This is a genomic window from Streptomyces sp. NBRC 110035, assembly GCF_000829695.1.
Taxonomy (GTDB): domain Bacteria; phylum Actinomycetota; class Actinomycetes; order Streptomycetales; family Streptomycetaceae; genus Streptomyces.
Genome location: NZ_BBNN01000023.1, coordinates 222,967 through 238,502 on the forward strand (window position 1 = coordinate 222,967; position 15,536 = coordinate 238,502).

The 15,536-nt window shown below is 71.1% G+C and carries 13 protein-coding genes and 1 pseudogene; 7 read left to right on the forward strand and 7 right to left on the reverse strand.

Annotated features, from left to right (window positions below):
* Positions 1 to 42: 42 nt before the first annotated feature.
* From TU30_RS13900 to TU30_RS13910, 3 genes are all read right to left on the reverse strand, one after another.
* On the reverse strand, positions 43 to 1,533 hold the full coding sequence (locus tag TU30_RS13900; protein ID WP_042169224.1) for a DEAD/DEAH box helicase: 1,491 nt from the start codon (positions 1,531 to 1,533) through the stop codon (positions 43 to 45).
* A 276-nt stretch (positions 1,534 to 1,809) separates the two neighbouring features.
* A complete protein-coding gene (locus TU30_RS13905) occupies positions 1,810 to 2,013 on the reverse strand; it encodes a cold-shock protein (RefSeq protein ID WP_042169227.1) in 204 nt (67 codons plus the stop codon).
* Positions 2,014 to 2,504: 491 nt separating this feature from the next.
* Positions 2,505 to 2,732, reverse strand: coding sequence for a DUF5133 domain-containing protein (locus TU30_RS13910; RefSeq protein WP_042169230.1), 228 nt, complete (start codon positions 2,730 to 2,732; stop codon positions 2,505 to 2,507).
* A 224-nt stretch (positions 2,733 to 2,956) separates the two neighbouring features.
* On the opposite strand from TU30_RS13910, the gene TU30_RS13915 reads away from it, so the two are divergent.
* The 3 genes from TU30_RS13915 (at position 2,957) to TU30_RS13925 (ending at position 5,663) form a co-directional block, all read left to right on the forward strand.
* Complete coding sequence (locus TU30_RS13915) at positions 2,957 to 4,024, forward strand: nitrous oxide reductase family maturation protein NosD (RefSeq protein WP_042169234.1); 1,068 nt, start codon at positions 2,957 to 2,959, stop codon at positions 4,022 to 4,024.
* Between the two features lie 371 nt (positions 4,025 to 4,395).
* Positions 4,396 to 4,605 carry a hypothetical protein gene (locus TU30_RS13920; RefSeq protein WP_042169238.1) on the forward strand — a complete coding sequence of 70 codons (210 nt, stop codon included), beginning with the start codon at positions 4,396 to 4,398 and terminating at the stop codon, positions 4,603 to 4,605.
* Between the two features lie 173 nt (positions 4,606 to 4,778).
* Positions 4,779 to 5,663, forward strand: a complete 885-nt coding sequence (locus TU30_RS13925) for a universal stress protein (protein WP_042169241.1) — start codon at positions 4,779 to 4,781, stop codon at positions 5,661 to 5,663.
* A gap of 233 nt (positions 5,664 to 5,896) precedes the next feature.
* Here TU30_RS13925 and TU30_RS13930 read toward each other — a convergent pair whose 3' ends face one another.
* Entirely contained in the window at positions 5,897 to 7,225 is a 1,329-nt protein-coding gene (locus TU30_RS13930) for a phosphoribosyltransferase family protein (protein WP_042169244.1), read from the reverse strand.
* Between the two features lie 684 nt (positions 7,226 to 7,909).
* Complete coding sequence (locus TU30_RS13935; RefSeq protein ID WP_042169248.1) at positions 7,910 to 8,902, reverse strand: polysaccharide deacetylase family protein; 993 nt, start codon at positions 8,900 to 8,902, stop codon at positions 7,910 to 7,912.
* A 167-nt stretch (positions 8,903 to 9,069) separates the two neighbouring features.
* On the opposite strand from TU30_RS13935, the gene TU30_RS35995 reads away from it, so the two are divergent.
* The 3 genes from TU30_RS35995 to TU30_RS13945 all read left to right on the forward strand — a co-directional run bounded on the left by TU30_RS35995 (position 9,070) and on the right by TU30_RS13945 (position 12,886).
* A complete protein-coding gene (locus TU30_RS35995) occupies positions 9,070 to 9,279 on the forward strand; it encodes a hypothetical protein (protein ID WP_158719313.1) in 210 nt (69 codons plus the stop codon).
* Positions 9,280 to 10,014: 735 nt separating this feature from the next.
* A complete protein-coding gene (locus TU30_RS13940; RefSeq protein ID WP_078878277.1) occupies positions 10,015 to 11,169 on the forward strand; it encodes an acyltransferase family protein in 1,155 nt (384 codons plus the stop codon).
* A gap of 829 nt (positions 11,170 to 11,998) precedes the next feature.
* Positions 11,999 to 12,886, forward strand: a complete 888-nt coding sequence (locus tag TU30_RS13945) for an oxygenase MpaB family protein (protein ID WP_042169357.1) — start codon at positions 11,999 to 12,001, stop codon at positions 12,884 to 12,886.
* Between the two features lie 424 nt (positions 12,887 to 13,310).
* On the opposite strand, the pseudogene TU30_RS13950 reads toward TU30_RS13945, so the two are convergent.
* Together TU30_RS13950 and TU30_RS13955 are read right to left on the reverse strand one after the other, a co-directional pair.
* Positions 13,311 to 13,652, reverse strand: a pseudogene (locus TU30_RS13950) (metallophosphoesterase); the annotation flags it as partial.
* On the reverse strand, positions 13,649 to 14,932 hold the full coding sequence (locus TU30_RS13955; protein WP_042169255.1) for a UDP-N-acetylglucosamine 1-carboxyvinyltransferase: 1,284 nt from the start codon (positions 14,930 to 14,932) through the stop codon (positions 13,649 to 13,651). The pseudogene TU30_RS13950 and the gene TU30_RS13955, both read right to left, overlap by 4 nt.
* Positions 14,933 to 15,132: 200 nt before the next feature.
* On the opposite strand from TU30_RS13955, the gene TU30_RS13960 reads away from it, so the two are divergent.
* The coding region (locus tag TU30_RS13960) for a hypothetical protein (protein WP_158719314.1) at positions 15,133 to 15,536 on the forward strand (404 nt) is incomplete at its 3' end.

Consider the following 15,536-nt stretch of genomic DNA (forward strand, 5'->3'; position numbering starts at 1 on the left):
TTCGGCTTCCTGGTCGGGACGACGGGAACGCGACCACAGGACCTAGGCTGCCGCGTCGGAGACGGACTGCCGTGCGGGCGCGCGCCGGGTGGCCGAAGCCGGACGGCGCCGGCCGCGGGTGGCGCGGCGCTTGGGACGTTCGGCCACCGGCGCGGTGATGACCACCGGGATGCCGGAGGGGGCCTGGGCGCCGGTGATGCGGTGCAGGGCCTCCGCGCCGGCGCGGACCTGGGTCGTCTGCGGGACGATGCCGGCCGTCGCCATGAGGCGGGTCATGGCCCGGCGCTGGTTCGGGGTGACCAGGGTGACCACGCTGCCGGACTCACCGGCGCGGGCGGTGCGGCCGCCGCGGTGGAGGTAGTCCTTGTGGTCGGTCGGAGGATCGACGTTGACGACGAGGTCGAGGCTGTCGACGTGGATGCCGCGCGCGGCGACGTTGGTCGCCACCAGCACGCTGACGTGACCGTCCTTGAACTGCTTCAGCGTACGGGTGCGCTGCGGCTGCGACTTGCCCCCGTGCAGGGCGGCGGCCCGTACCCCGCTGTTCAGGAGGTGCTCGGTCAGGCGGTCGACGGCGTGCTTGGTGTCCAGGAACATGAGCACGCGGCCGTCGCGTGCGGCGATCTCGGTGGTGGCCGCGTGCTTGTCGGCGCCGTGGACGTGGAGCACGTGGTGCTCCATCGTCGTGACCGCGCCGGCCGACGGATCGACGGAGTGCACGACGGGGTCGGTCAGGTAGCGGCGCACGAGCAGATCGACGTTGCGGTCGAGCGTGGCGGAGAACAGCATGCGCTGGCCCCCGGGGCTGACCTGGTCGAGCAGGGCCGTGACCTGCGGCATGAAGCCCATGTCGGCCATCTGGTCCGCCTCGTCGAGGACGGTGACGGAAACCTGGTCCAGCAGGCAGTCGCCGCGGTCGATGAGGTCCTTGAGGCGTCCGGGGGTGGCGACGACGATCTCGGCGCCGCCGCGCAGCGCGTGGGCCTGCCTGCCGATCGGCATCCCTCCCACGACCGTGGCCAGGCGCAGCCGCACGGAGCGGGCGTACGGCGTCAGCGCGTCGGTGACCTGCTGCGCCAGCTCACGCGTCGGTACGAGGACCAGCCCCAGCGGCTGCCGGGCCTCGGCGCGCCGGCTGGCCGTACGGGCCAGCAGGGCCAGCCCGAAGGCGAGGGTCTTGCCGGAGCCGGTGCGCCCCCGGCCGAGGACGTCGCGGCCGGCGAGGGAGTTCGGCAGCGTCGCGGCCTGGATCGGGAACGGTACGGTCACGCCCTCCGATCCGAGCGCGGCCAGCAGCCCCGCGGGCATGTCGAGGTCGGCGAAGCCCGCCGCGGCGGGAAGCGCCGGGGTGATCGTCCGCGGGAGAGCGAACTCACCCGACACCGCGGAGGGCCGGCGGCTGTGACCGCCGGAGCGGGTCGGCCCGCCGGAGCGGCCCGGGACCGACGAGCCGAACCGTTTGCCGCTCCTGCCCGGCTCGGCGCCGCCCGTACGGGTGCGGGCGAAACGGTCGTTCGTGCGTGTGCGGTTCATGGGGGACCTTCCTCGATGCGGCACATATCAAGGAATTCCCGCAGCGATGAGCGGCATGGAGAATTGCAAGAACAGGCCGAATGGAATGAAAAAGCGAATCGTGCGCCGCGGGACAGTCGAGAGGCCGTGTTCCGGTACCCCTCGGAAGGTGATCCGTATGCGCAGGTCTGCGATTCCTCGCAGTCGTCCCGCAGGTGGGAACACTGCGGGACGTGCATACAGCTGGGGCCCGCACCCCGAAGGATGCGGGCCCCAGCTGTACGGTGTGCGCCGGCGTCAGGCGGGAACGATGTTCTCGGCCGTCGGGCCCTTCTGGCCCTGCGCGATGTCGAAGTTCACCTTCTGGCCTTCGAGCAGCTCACGGAAGCCCTGAGCGGCGATGTTCGAGTAGTGGGCGAACACGTCGGCGCCGCCGCCGTCCTGCTCGATGAAGCCGAAGCCCTTTTCCGCGTTGAACCACTTCACAGTGCCAGTAGCCATGTCTTGTCTCCTTCGGGGGCAGTGAATCGGCGTCCGCACTGCGCGGACGCCGTGTCGCCGCGATGATCAACCCGCCGGAAAAAGACCGGTGCCAAAAAACACTTCCAGTGGCGCAGAGGCCGACTGAGGAGAATTTGGAATTTCGGGAACCACAACTGCAACTGGGGCCGACAGTAGCACGATGTGGCGGTCGATGTACGGTGAATAATTCCGCTCTGCTCGTTACTGCAGGGAAACTGCCCGCACGGTTCCGTAGAACTCTCACTCCGCGGGTACAGATATCGTGTGGTGCGGATCCCACCGGTCCGTGAATCCCCGGCTCCGGCCGCCGAGGTGCGGGGCGCGCGACGTGCGGTCGCCCGCTTCGGCGGGACGGGCCGAGCCGTGCGTTCGGTGGTGCGCCACAACCGTCGGCCGGAGATCCGGTGCCGGGGTGCCTCCCGGCGCCGGGGTTGCCGGCCCGGCGCCCGGCGGGTGCGGAACGGGAGCGGTCAGCCGGCGACCAGGGCGTCGTCGGCGGTACGGACCTCGGACAGCCTGCGGCGAGCGGCGACCAGGGCGGAGCCGATGTCACGGGTGCCGGTGGACACGCACAGGGTGTAGGCGACGTCCTCCATGCGCCGGCGTGCTTCCTCGCCGCCGTTCTCGGCGTGCGCCATGCGCAGCGTCTCGTACTGCTCGACCAGGTTCTCCAGCACGGCCGGGTGTGCCATGAGCATCGGAAGCTTCCCTTCTGCCGTCACCCTCATGGGTCATACGCAGAGCCGTCTGCCCCGGACTCCGGCCGCTACTCCCGTGGTCCGGGTGAACGCCCGGAGCGCGGGAGACCGGCGAGGGGGCAACCGGCGGACGGGGCCGGGGGTAGGCCCTACCGGTGACCCGGCGTATCCGTATGGTCGCCAAGAGTGGCGGTGCTGCGAGGGTGGCCCATACCGTCGGGCTCATGAGGAAATACCAGGTCACAGGCCTCAGTTGCGCCATCGCGCCCCTCGTCGTCGGCGTGGGCGCCCTCGCTCCGGCCGCCTCCGCCCGCAGCGGACCCGAGCAAGTGGTCAGTCCGGGGCAGTCCATCCAGAAGGCCGTTGACGCGGCCGCACCCGGAGCCACCATCGTCCTGACGCGGGGCACCTACCGCGGAAGCGTCACGATCACCAAGCCGCTGACCCTCCGGGGCGCGGAGGGTCAGACCGTGATCGTGCCCGGAGAGGACGAGGAGGAGCGGAGCGCGTGCGCGGAGGCCGGGAACGGCATCTGCGTCACCGGCACGGACGCACAACCCGTCACCGGGGTACGGGTCCGGTCGCTGACCGTCGAAGGGTTCAAGAAGAACGGCGTCCTGGCCACGCGCACCGACCAACTGGAGGTCCACCGGGTGACCGCCCGGGACAACGGCCAGTGGGGCATCGCGCAGGACCGCTCCACCCGCGCCTCGTTCCGCCACAACACCGCAAGCGGCAACGGCGACGCCGGGCTGTACACCGCCAACGTGTTCGAGGCGGACGCGGAGAGCGAGACCCTCGACACCCGTGGCACGGTGATCAGCGGCAACCGCCTGACGGGCAACCGGATCGGCATGACCACCCGTCGGCTCAGGAACCTCACCGTCGAGCACAACGCCGTCACCGGGAACTGCGCGGGTGTCTTCGTCGTGCTGCCGCGCACGGTGGGCGACCTGACCGTCCGCCGCAACGCGGTCTACGAGAACAACACCTCCTGCCCCGCCACCGCGCGCCTGCCCCACCTCCAGGGGATCGGCATCGTCCTCGTCGGTACGAAGGAGGTACTGGTGACGCAGAACGCGGTCCACGACAACGTGGGTGACTCGCCGTATTCCGGCGGGATCGTCGTGTTCGGCAGCATGGACGGCATCCCCAACGACCGGAACGTCGTCCGTGACAACCTCGTGCTGGGCAACCACCCGGCGGACCTGGCCACCCGCGACGACAAGGGGAAGGACAACACGTTCGTCGACAACATCTGCCAGACCTCCGAACCGGCCGGCACCTGCTGACCGGCCGGCCCGCGGCGGCCCGGACCAGTACCTCTTCGGCACCCCGACCACCTGCGGCAGCCGAACCACCCCCGACACCGGAGAAACAACCCTGTGCGGCCTCACCGCAGCACAGCGGCGACTCATCCGTGACGTCCACGGCATGTCTCCGAGGAAACCCCAAGCGCCCGACAGGTCCGGCTGACGCCGCCTCCACGGTCGGATGCTCGGCCTCCACCCACGGCACACCCGACGCCTGCACCCGCGCGAGGAGGCCCGGTGGGAGCACGGGCGCACGGCCCACCACCCGGACATGGCGGCCGGTCCACCACGGCCTGACCGCCGCGCCGAGTGACGGCCCGGTCCGCCACCGCCTCGAAAGAGAGCACGACATGACGCAGGACCACTCCCCCCGACCCGATGCCGCCCTCGGGCCGGAAGCCCGGCTGAGCCGGCTGGAAGCACAGGTCGCGACCCTGGCCGAGGCCGTCCGGGCGCTCGCCCGGGGCCTGGAGAGCCTCCCGTCGGAGGACACTCCGCCCGAGGAAGCAGCACGCGGCGCACGACTCGCCCACGAACTCCTCCTCTCCAAGGGCATGTAGACGCACGGGGGCGCCGGAGACAACCGAGCCGACCACAGGTCCCGGCACCGGTCCCCGGCCGGTACCGGTCTCCGGCGGACGCGGGTCTCCGGGCGGTACCGGTCCCCGACGGACACCGGTTTCCGGTCGGCACCGGGAAGGCCCCGGCCGAAGAAGACACTGGGAGTCGTGCGATGACGCATGCACAAGAACGCAAACCGATCGTGGTCGGCATCGACCCCGATCCCGGCAGACGCACGGCGCTCGCCTGGGCCGCCGACGAGGCGGACCGACGCCGTCTGCCCCTCCTGCTGGTCCTCGCGCAGAACGTACCGATCCCCGGGGACCGGCCGACGGGCGGACGACCGTCCTGGGAGGAGTGGAACGAAGCGCTGCACGCGACAGGGGACCGTGCCCTGTCGGAGGCGGTGACGTTCGTCAGGTCCCGGCGTCCGCAGGCGGAGGTCGCCGCGCTGCTGGCGGAGGGGCACCCGGCGTGGGTGCTGCGCGAGCAGGCGCAACACGCCACGGAGGTCGTGCTCGGGTCCTGGCATCTGAGTGCCCTCCAGGAGCTGCTGACCTCTGCCGCCGTCGCCCTGCCGCTCATCGCCCACGCGCCCTGCCCCGTGGTGGTCGTACCGGAGTCGGAGCACGTCACCCAGCAGCCGCCGTACTTCGTGGTCGGGGTCGACGGCAGCCCCCACTCCGCCGCCGCCGTCGACTTCGCGTTCGAGGAGGCCGCCCTGCGTGGCGCGGTCGTGCGGGCCCTGTACGTGTGGCACGCCCCGCTGCTCGGAGTCCTGGACGAGGACGCGGCCGTCCAGGAATGCCGTCGGATGCTGTCGGAGACGGTGGCCGGGCGTACCGCAGCCCACCCGGAGGTGGACCTGCGTCACGAGGTCGTGCGGGGCCACCCGGTACAGGTTCTCGCCAAGGCGTCCGAACGCGCGCTCGGGCTGGTCGTGGGCACCCGCGGGCACGGCGGCTTCACCGGCATGCTGCTCGGCTCCGTCAGTCAGGGCGTACTCCACCACGCCCGCTGCCCGGTCATCACCGTCCCGTACCCGCACCACCGGTAGGCCGCTCGGTCCCGCCCGGTCCACCGGAAGGAGAAGATCCCCACGCCGGAACGCGAAACGGCAGTCAGGTCCCGGTACCGGCGCAGGGGAACGCGCACCGGATGTCACCGGTCGACGCACCGGGGCACCGCGCGCCGTCATGGTGACGAGGTGCTCGCCCGTCATCGGAGCGGCAGTGCGGCAGTGCGGCTGGGCCCGGGTCCCCGACCGTGACCGGGGCACGCGTGCAGGATTCAGTGCGCCGCATGCGGGACCGGGGCCATGTGGTCGGTGAACCAGTCCCGGGCCAGATCGGTGACCTTCTCCAGCGCACCGGGTTCCTCGAAGAGGTGGGTCGCGCCGGGGACGACCTCGAGCCGGCTCTCGCAGCGCAGCCGGGCCCGTGCGTCGCGGTTGAGGTCGAGCACCGACCCGTCGTGGCCCCCGACGATCAGCAGCGTGGGCGCGTTCACCGCCGACAGCCGTGGCCCGGCCAGGTCGGGCCTGCCACCCCTGGAGACGACTGCGGCGATCCGCGCGCCGGGCTCGGCGGCCGCCCACAACGCGGCCGCCGCGCCGGTGCTCGCACCGAAGTAGCCGACAGCCGGCCCCTGGGCCTCCGGCCGACCGCGCAACCAGCCGGTGGCGTCCGCCAGCCGTCGGGCCAGCAGACCCGTGTCGAACACGTTGGACCTGTCCTCCGCCTCCTCCTCGGTGAGCAGGTCGAACAGGAGAGTGCCGAGCCCGGCCCGGTTCAGCCCGAGCGCGACGAACCGGTTGCGCGGGCTGTGCCTGCTGCTGCCGCTGCCGTGCGCGAACAGCACCACCCCGGCCGCGCCCTCGGGCAACGTCAACTGCCCGCGCAGCACCGTCGCACCGGCCTGCACGTCCACCTCCGGGTCCTCCGGCACCGCGTGACGCGGCTCGGCCCGGCGGGTGCTCGGCGGACGGGCCACGGCTTCTTCCAGACAGGCGACGACCTCGTCGTCGCCTGTCTGGAAGAAGCCGGAGTAGAACTGCCCGATCGCAGAGAAGTCCCACGGGGTGTGCGGGCACACCAGTTCGTCGGCGTCACCTCCGAGCCGCGAGGCCCAGTCGTGCGGTGCCACAGGGACGGCGAGCACGATCCGTGCCGCTCCCCTGGCACGGGCGATCCGGCAGGCCGCACGCGCCGTCGACCCCGTGGCCACCCCGTCGTCGACCACCACCACCGTGCGGCCCTCCGTGCCCACCGGTTCCCGCCCTCCCCGGTAGCGCCGGGCGCGGTTCTCCAGCACTTCCCCCTCACGGGCCTCGACCCGGGTCAGCTCGTCCGGGGCGACCCGCGCGGTGCGCACCACGTCATCGTTGATCACCCGCACGCCGCCCTCGCCGATCGCCCCCATCCCCAGCTCCGGCTGGAACGGCACCCCCAGCTTGCGCACCAGGCAGACGTCGAGTGGCGCGCCGAGCGCCTCCGCGACCTCCGCGGCGACCGGCACCCCTCCACGGGGCAGCCCCAGCACCACCACCTCGGTCCCCTTCAGATGTCCCAGCCGGGCGGCCAGCTGCCGACCGGCGTCACGACGATCCCTGAAGAACACGACCCGACCTCCTCGTCCCGCGGGAACACGGCGGGCGACACACGCCTCATACCTCCATCCTCACTCGCACAGCGAACACCTGCGCATCACCTGCGACCCGCTCCGGCCCGGCCGCCGACGGCGACCGAAGGGGTGTTCCTCCCGCCGGCCCGCAGTGGACTCCGCCGGCACCCGCCGCACCTCGTTCCTCGCATCCTCCGAAGCCGGATCGCGGAGGTGGGCGGCTGCCGGACCGGGACCGCGACCGGACGGGCCTCGCGGAAGACGGATCGAGACGGCCGGCCCCGCGGGGGGCCGGGCCACGGGCCGGCCGTGCTCCAGGGGGTGGCGGGGCCCGGATCTCCGCCGGGGCAGTGCGTGCGGCACGAGGTGATCATGAAGCGCTCGCCACCGTGACGGCGACAGGGGCCGCCGCCGGGTGTCCGCACGCGGGCCCAGTCGCCCCGCAGGCACCGCGGTGCCCGTCCTCGGCCGTCCGAAAGGTGCCGCGGGAACCGGTGCCGTACCACCCGCGGTCAGCACCGTCTCCGCGCCGCGGTGACGAGCCGCCCCTGTGGACGAGCCGCCCCTGGACGAGACAGGTCATGGGGGAGTGCCGGCGGGGCGCGGTTGCAGGCCGGGTGGCGCGGCGGCACCTGGCCGCCGCGCCGTAGGAGCGGTGTTTCCCCGGGTCGTTCTCGGGGGTCAGTTCGCGCTGCAGGAGACCGTCGGCCAGGTCCGGTTGCCGTTGTGCTGGATGGTGACGCCCCAGTTGTTGCCGTTGCCGTTGCCGTTGCCGTTGGGCCGGGCGGTCAGTACCTGGGAGCTGGGGTAGGTGGCGCTGACGTTCCAGGTGGAGAGGACTTTCGCGGGGGAGGGGACGTTCATCGTCGCGGTCCAGTTGCTGGAGCCGGTGACCGAGACGTCGAGGTTGTACCGGTCGCCCCACTGCTGGCCCGCGGACAGGGTCACACTGCATCCGCCGCCACCACCACCGTCGGAGCCACCGCCGTCGGGTGCCACGGCGCGGCCGGTCTGCGGCGAGATCATTCCGGCGCACAGGCCACGGCCGGCCAGCCCCTGCGCGATCCGCGGAATCGCGGCGAGCGGGTTGGCGGACCAGTCGTGCATGAGCATGATCTGACCGTTGGTGAGCCGGGCGGCGGCCTGCACGATCGCATCGGTACTGGCGCCGTTCCAGTCCTGCGAGTCGACGTCCCAGATGATCTCGGTCAGACCGTACCTGGCCGCGACCGACTTCACCGTCGAGTTGGTCTCGCCGTACGGCGGACGGAACAGTTTCGGGGTGCCGCCGCCCGCGTTCGCGATGGCCTGCTGGGTCCGGGAGATCTCCGAGTCGACCTGAGCCTGGCTCTGCTGAGTCAGGTGCGGGTGGGTGTAGCTGTGGCTGCCGACCCGCATGCCGGCATCGACCTGGGCCCGGACCTGCGCCGGGTTGGCTGCGGCGTACTGGCCCTGGTTGAACATCGTGGCCCGCAGTCCGTTCTGCTTGAGCGCGTTGAGCAGGTTCGGCGTGCTGCCGGACGGTCCGTCGTCGAAGGTGAGCCCGACGTACCCGTTGCAGGCCGCGGCCCGGGCCGGGGCGGCGTTGACGGTGAGGGTGCTCGCGGCGGCCAGCGCGACGACGGCCAGCCGCGTGACCAGGGAGCGTATCGAGAGATGTGGTCCGGTTCTCATACGGAGTGGTTCTCCTCCGGCATCGTGGGTTCGGGGGTCGGTTCGCGCTGCAGGAGACCGTCGGCCGGATCCGGTTGCCGTGCAGGTGACGGCGACCGCTCGTGCGTTGCGCGACGCGGCCGGACCTGGCCGGTCGGGGAAGTGTTCGACGACCGGAGGACCGGGGCATGGTGGCGACCCGGCTCGACAGTGAGGGAACGCTGTCGATGGCGAACAGTTTTGATGTGAACCCGTCAACTGTCAACAGTTTCGGTACTGATCCCAAAACATTCGCTCACGACGGACGCTACGGGCGTGCGTTTGGCCTGTTCCAGCTCGCGTATGCCGACCGGTTCGAAATCGATCACTTGAATCCATCGGATTCTGGACCGAGATGAGAGATCAAAACTACGAATGTTTCGACATTCTTTACGATCTGCGGCGCGAGGTGGAGGTCGGGGGCGGGCGTGCTCATCGGCGGCCCGTCATCGCGGACGCAGGCCAGGTGTCCACGGTCGCCGGCCTGTTTGGGTCGAGCCGGGCCAGGGCGAGGCCGCGCGACGAGCTCGCCCCCTCGTCGGTGCTCATCGGTGGCGAACGCGCAGGGGGTGCGGGGCCCCTCCCGGCCGGCGGCTCGGCCGGTGGGCGGAGCCGTCGTGTCCATGACTCCGGCGCCGCCCGGCGGCATGACCGGGCGTGGCGCGAACGGCTCTCGGCGTACGGGGCCGCTCGCCGAGGGTGCCGAGGGTGACGGGAGGTGACGGGGGGTGACGGGAGGCATGCCTCGGGCGTGTGGGGGAGTCGCGCTTGCCCCTCTCGCAGGGAGTGCTGTACGTGGTGTGTGCGGGCAGTCCGGTCCCTCGGTGGGCGGACCTCGCGGAATTGAGGGTGCGGGCGGAACCGAAGGTGCGGGCGGGGCGGGCCGTGCCGCGGTGAGGGCAGCGCGGCGGTGAGGACGCCGGTGAGAGGTGTGTCAGGGCTCCTGATGTGCAGGTGGAGTTCACCGTATGGATCCGATCCGGCAACCAAGCCCTCCACGGAGATCGGCACGGTGTGCCCAGCCCCGTCAGGTCGAGCACCGGTTCGGGGGCCGGTATCCGCTGCCGAGCCGCTGTCAGGAGCCCGCCGTCACGATGGACAAGCCACTCCCGAGACGTGCCACCACGGTCTCCACCGACCGCGCCGGCGGGGCGGAGCGGACCAGGAATCCGTGGTGGGACAACACCCGGTTCCTCTCCGCCCTGCTGATCGTGATTCTGCACACCGGCGGCAGCATCCTGGCGCGGGAAGACGTGCTGCACTCCTTCCACATCGCCACCTGGGCCTTCCGGGTACCCGCCTTCGTCATGCTGGCCGGCGTGTTCAGCAACGCGGGTCCGCTCGGCCCCCGTTCCCTGCGCACCCTGCTGCAGAGCATCGTGCTGCCCGCCCTCGTGTTCAGCCTGCTCTACTCGCTGGAGAAGTACTGGCTGGGCAACGAGTTCACCGTGCACGTCGCCCAACTTCCTTGGACCCTGTGGTTCCTGATGTCCCTCTTCTTCTGGAGGCTGCTCCTGCCGCTGGTGGTCCAGCTACGTCACCCCCTGCTCGTCACCACGGGCGTCGCCCTCGCCGTGGGGTACGTCGAGGAGTTCGGGCTGGCCTTCTCGGCGAGCCGCACGCTCGTCTACCTTCCGCTGTTCTATCTCGGCTGGCGGATCGGCCAGGGCTTCCTGAGCACCTGGTTCACCAGCCGCTGGAGCCTGTTCGTGGCGGTCGCCGGGATCCTTGCCTCCTGCACCGTGGGAGGGCTGTGGCACAGGGACATCAAGGGCAACTGGCTTTCCACGCGACATCCTTACTCCGTCGCCGACCCGCTGGGCCTGGAATGGGCCTGGGTCATCCGGCTGCTGGTGCTGGCATCGGCCGCGGCCCTGGTGCTCTGTCTGCTGCGGCTGATGCCCCGGCGGCGGCTGCCGCTGATCACCACGTTGGGCGCCGGCGGGTTCACGATCTACCTCCTGCACCCGCTGGTCATCTTGCCGGTCCGGGAACTGGGCTGGATATCACGGGTGAACACCCCGGTCGAGATCGTCGGTCTGGTGCTGTGCGCGGTTCTGCTGACGGTGGTGCTCGGGTCCCCGCCGGTGCGTCACCTGGTCCGTCCGCTGACCCGGCCGTCCACCGGCTGGCTGTTCGCCCCCGTCACCCCCGTCACCCCCACCGCCCCTGACGCCCCCGGACCGCAGCAGCCGGAGCGGGTACCTGCCCACGTACCACCCGTACCGGAGCCCGCGCGCACCCCGTAGTCCTCCGCGGCGGGCTCCTCGTCACTCCTCGCACGTGGCCCCCTGCCGGCGATCGCCCGCCGCGGCACCCGGCACGGCGCCTGCGGTACCCACCGCTGGACGACCGAGCGAACCTCCGCCCGGCTGCACGGCTTCTGACGCCTGCGGATCCGCCGGGAACGACGAGCCGCCCTCCACGAGGCCCTCCTCGAGTTCGCCTGCTGCCCGGACCCGCACCGCCAGGTGCTGTCCATCACCCGACCCGCACCCGTCTCACTCAGAAGTCGGAAGGCGGGGCCCGACAGACCGGCCGCACGCACCGCGACGGCCTGGCGTCCGCACCCGGCCGGGACCAGAGCACCTCTGCGCGCGCCGCCCAGGCCGAGCCGCGGGCGGACGCCGGCTCCAAGCCGTCCGGAAACCACACCGCCTCCGCCCCTCTGCTTCCGGTGAATCGGCCCCACAGGCACCAGACCATGCTGGATAAGGGCGTCACCCCTCGTCCCGGGCCGACCGGGGCCACTGACCGGCCCTACGCCGCAGGAACCGATCACGTCTCCTTGGCGGCGATCAGCGGCGCACGGCACCGGTTCACCTGCTCCCTCCCGGAAGGCCTCCTCCCTTGCGTCACCTGCAGGGGCTGACCAGCGACCTCATCGCGCCGGCCCTTTGTCCTCCGACTTGTACCTCCGGCACCGAACCCGGAGCGGTTCGCCCGGCACAGGGCTTGCGGACCCTGCCCGCCGTGCTGAACGCCTTCCCCCTGTGCGACTGCTCCGACCGACCGACCGTCCGTCTCCTCCTGCTCGACGTAGAGTGGGAGCCCCGGCGGCAGAAGGGGGACGGCGTGGTGAAGCGCTTCGAACGTCTGGAACAGATCCGGGGGATGGACCCGTGCAAGGACGCCTCGGAGATCTACCGGCTCGCGTCGGCGTACGAGTTTCCGTGGGACTTCGCCCGGTCCCTCGAGCTCGCCCTGTACCGAACGTACGCCGTGCCCAGCATCGGCCGACTGCTCGCCGAGACGGCCGAGTTCACCGACCGGACCCAGAAGCGGTACGACGATACGGCCCTGCTCCTGGACGCCGTCGTCGAGCACGGCTTCGACAGCGAACAGGGCCGCACGGCGATCCGCCGCATCAACCAGATGCACCGCAGCTATGACATCAGCAACGACGACATGCGGTACGTGCTCTGCACGTTCGTCGTGATGCCCAAACGGTGGATCGACGCCTACGGCTGGCGCAGGCTGTCGCGCCACGAAACCGTGGCCGGCGCCGTCCACTACCGCACACTGGGCCTGCGCATGGGCATCAAGGACATTCCCGGGACCTACGAGGAGTTCGAGCACTGTCTCGACACCTATGAGGCAGCCCATTTCGCCTGGGACGAGGACGCGCGGCGGGTCTCCGACGCCACGCTCGCCCTGATGGCCTCCTGGTATCCGCGCCCGCTGCACCCCCTGCTGCGCACCGCGACGCTCGCACTGCTCGACGAACCGCTGCTGCGGGCCTTTCGCTACACCCCGCCGAGCGCCGCCACGCGCGCGTTCGTCCGCCACGCGGTACGGCTGCGCGGGCGCGCTGTCCGTCTGATGCCGCCACGGCGCGCCCCGCACCACGCGCGGCAGAACTGGGAGATCAAGGGCTACCCGAACGGCTACCGGCTGGACGAACTCGGCACCCGCCCGGTCCGCGGCTGCCCCGTCCCGCACGGGGAGCGGCCCGTCGCCGACTGAGCCCGCTCACCACCGGGGCCGGCCTGCCGACGGGCGACGGCCCAGGCGATGTGGGCTCCTTCCGTTCACGTCCGATCACCGCACGCGAGGACGCCCTGCGCCGGCTCGGCACCGACGACGCCGACCTGTTCCAGCCGCACGCCTCCGAGCGATGCGCCGAGCCCCATGGACCTGCTGCTCGGAAAGAGGCGCCCCGGTCGGGCGTGACCGCCCTCCCCGATGTCAGAAGCGGATGTCAAAGCCTCCGGGCCATGATCGGTCCGGGGGGCTTTCGGCGGGTGCCCCGGCCGGATGCGAACCTGCGACACTCGCTTGAGGAGAGGGATCGAATCCTTGCCGGGGGGTGCTCGACGCTGCTACCTGGCGCTGTTTCTCCTGGTCAGCGTCACGGCCGCTGAGTGCTCGATCCTGCTTATGACGGCCCGCGTCGGCCGGCGATCCGCTCGATGCGTACGCGGTCGAAGAGTGGATTGCCGTCGTCGTCGGTCGTGTTGGCGCACACGGTCATCTCGCGCAGCCCCGGCTCGAAATGGTGCCGCCAACCGTGATTCCCCGGGGCCAGCAGGTCGTAGAGGCTGGTGAGGATCTCGTGCTCGATCTGGCCTTGGCCGAGGCGGTAGAAGCCGCTGCCTTCGAAGAAGTCGCCGCAGTCCACGATCAGGCTCTCGGCCCTGGCTGCGTGGAGATGGGCGAGCATCGGTGCGGGGGAGGCGAAGGCGGAGTGGACGTCCGTCGTGGCGATGATCCGCCGTAACTGCCGGTTCATGGTGTGACCTCGCAGATGTCGGCGCCGAGGGCATACAGCTTGGTGGGAAGGTCGGCGTGGCCGCGTCGGAGCTGCTCCAGGCCGCCCAGGGTGGTGACGCCTTGCGCTGTCAGGCCGGCGATGAGCAGGGCGGACCCGGTGCGGATGTCGGTGGCCTCGACACCGGCTCCGATCAACTGCTGCGGACCGGTGAGACGGCACTTGGTCGGGGACAGTTCGTGGATCTCGGCACCGAGACGGGCCAGCTGTGGCAGCAGGTTGCTGTGGCGGCCGGGGTTGATCGTGTCGGAGAAGAGATGCGTACCGGGGCGAGTGAGGGCCAAGGCCATCAAGGACGGCTCGAAATCGGCATCCAAGCCCCTGGGGGCGAGGGAAGCGATGGCCCGCAGAGACCGGCTGGTGGGTCGGGTTTCTCGCGCTCGGACGGTGATCACGTCGTTCTCGGTGTCGGAGGGAACCCCGAGCCACCGCAGGGCCCTGACCAGGGGGACGACATCGTCACCGCGTACACCGCAGATGCGTGCGTCGCCGCCTGTGACCGCGACCGCGCAGGCCAGAGTCCCGGCCTCGATCTTGTCGCCGGGCACGCGCCAGAAAATGGTCTCCGGTGGCGCGGCCAAAGGAGGCGCGAGGGCGAGGAGTGCCTCACTGACTCGGCACTGCCAGCCAGCCGTCCGCACCGCCTCAACAACAGCCAGCACTTCCGGCGAAAGGTTGGGCAACCCCAGCCGCAGTGGCCGTCCGGCCACGACCGCACGGAGAAGAGCGGCGATGGTCGCGCCTCGGGAGCGGAAGGGAAGCGTGATCGAGACCGTTTCCGGTCGGGCACTGGCTGCTTCTACGACGTAGCCGTGGTCGTCGACGGTCGTGCGGTCGCCGAAGCGTTCGTAGACCTTGAAGTGCTGTTCCATGCCGCGTTCCCCGATCCGGCAGCCGCCCGGCCAAGGGAGGCACGCCCGGCCGTATGTGCCCAGCAGGGCGGGGACGAGGTAGTACGAGGCCCGGATGCGGGCGGCGATGTCGAGGTCGGACCCGGCTTGGGGCTTGTCGCCCGGCAGGATCACCGCGGTGTGCAGGTCGCCGACGGGTCGGGCTGTGTGCCAGCCGGCCTGCTGGAGCAGGGCGAGCATCGTCTCGACGTCGGCGTTCGCCGGGACGTTGCCCACGTGCACGGGGCGGTGCAGAGCCGCCGCGGCTGCCAGGAGCGGCAGTGCTGCGTTCTTGGACCCGTCGACCGTCACGGAGCCGGTGAGAGGGCTCCCGGGGCGGATGGCCACCACTTCGGCGGCGACTGGTGGGATCCGTACGGCTGTCAACCGTCAACTCCTTTGGGTGCACATCTTGTGAGGGTGCGTCGTTGGGGTGATTCGTCAGGGTTCAGGTCTCGGTCGGGGGTTGCTGGTTCCTAGCCTCGTGGTGTCGAGTCCGGCTGTGGTGGGCGGGCGTTGAGCGAGGGTGGGTGGCATCTGTGCCGTCGTTGATGGCTGCCTTGCAGGCCAGGGAAGACGAGGTCCGGGCGTCCGCGGCCGAGGTGCGGGCGCGGCTGGAGGTGTTGACCGCGGAGTTGGCTACGGCCGAGGAGCAGTTGGTGCGACTGCGGATCACGCGGGAGACGGTGGAGGAGGTGTTGTCCTCACCGGTCGGCCCGGCGGTGCCGCCGGGGGTGGTGCTGGATACGGAGGGGGCGGTGCTGCCGCAGTTGGCGGAACTGGTGCCGGTGCTGTTGGCCGCCGAGGCGGCCGGGGACACGACGGTGACCTCCGAGCCGTATCGGCGGATCCTGATCGTGTTCGCCGAGGCGTCCGGGCCGTTGCGCTGCAAGGACGTGTGCGTCGGGGTGGGGTTGAGCACGGAGGCGAACCACACCGAGGGCATGCGTGGCAA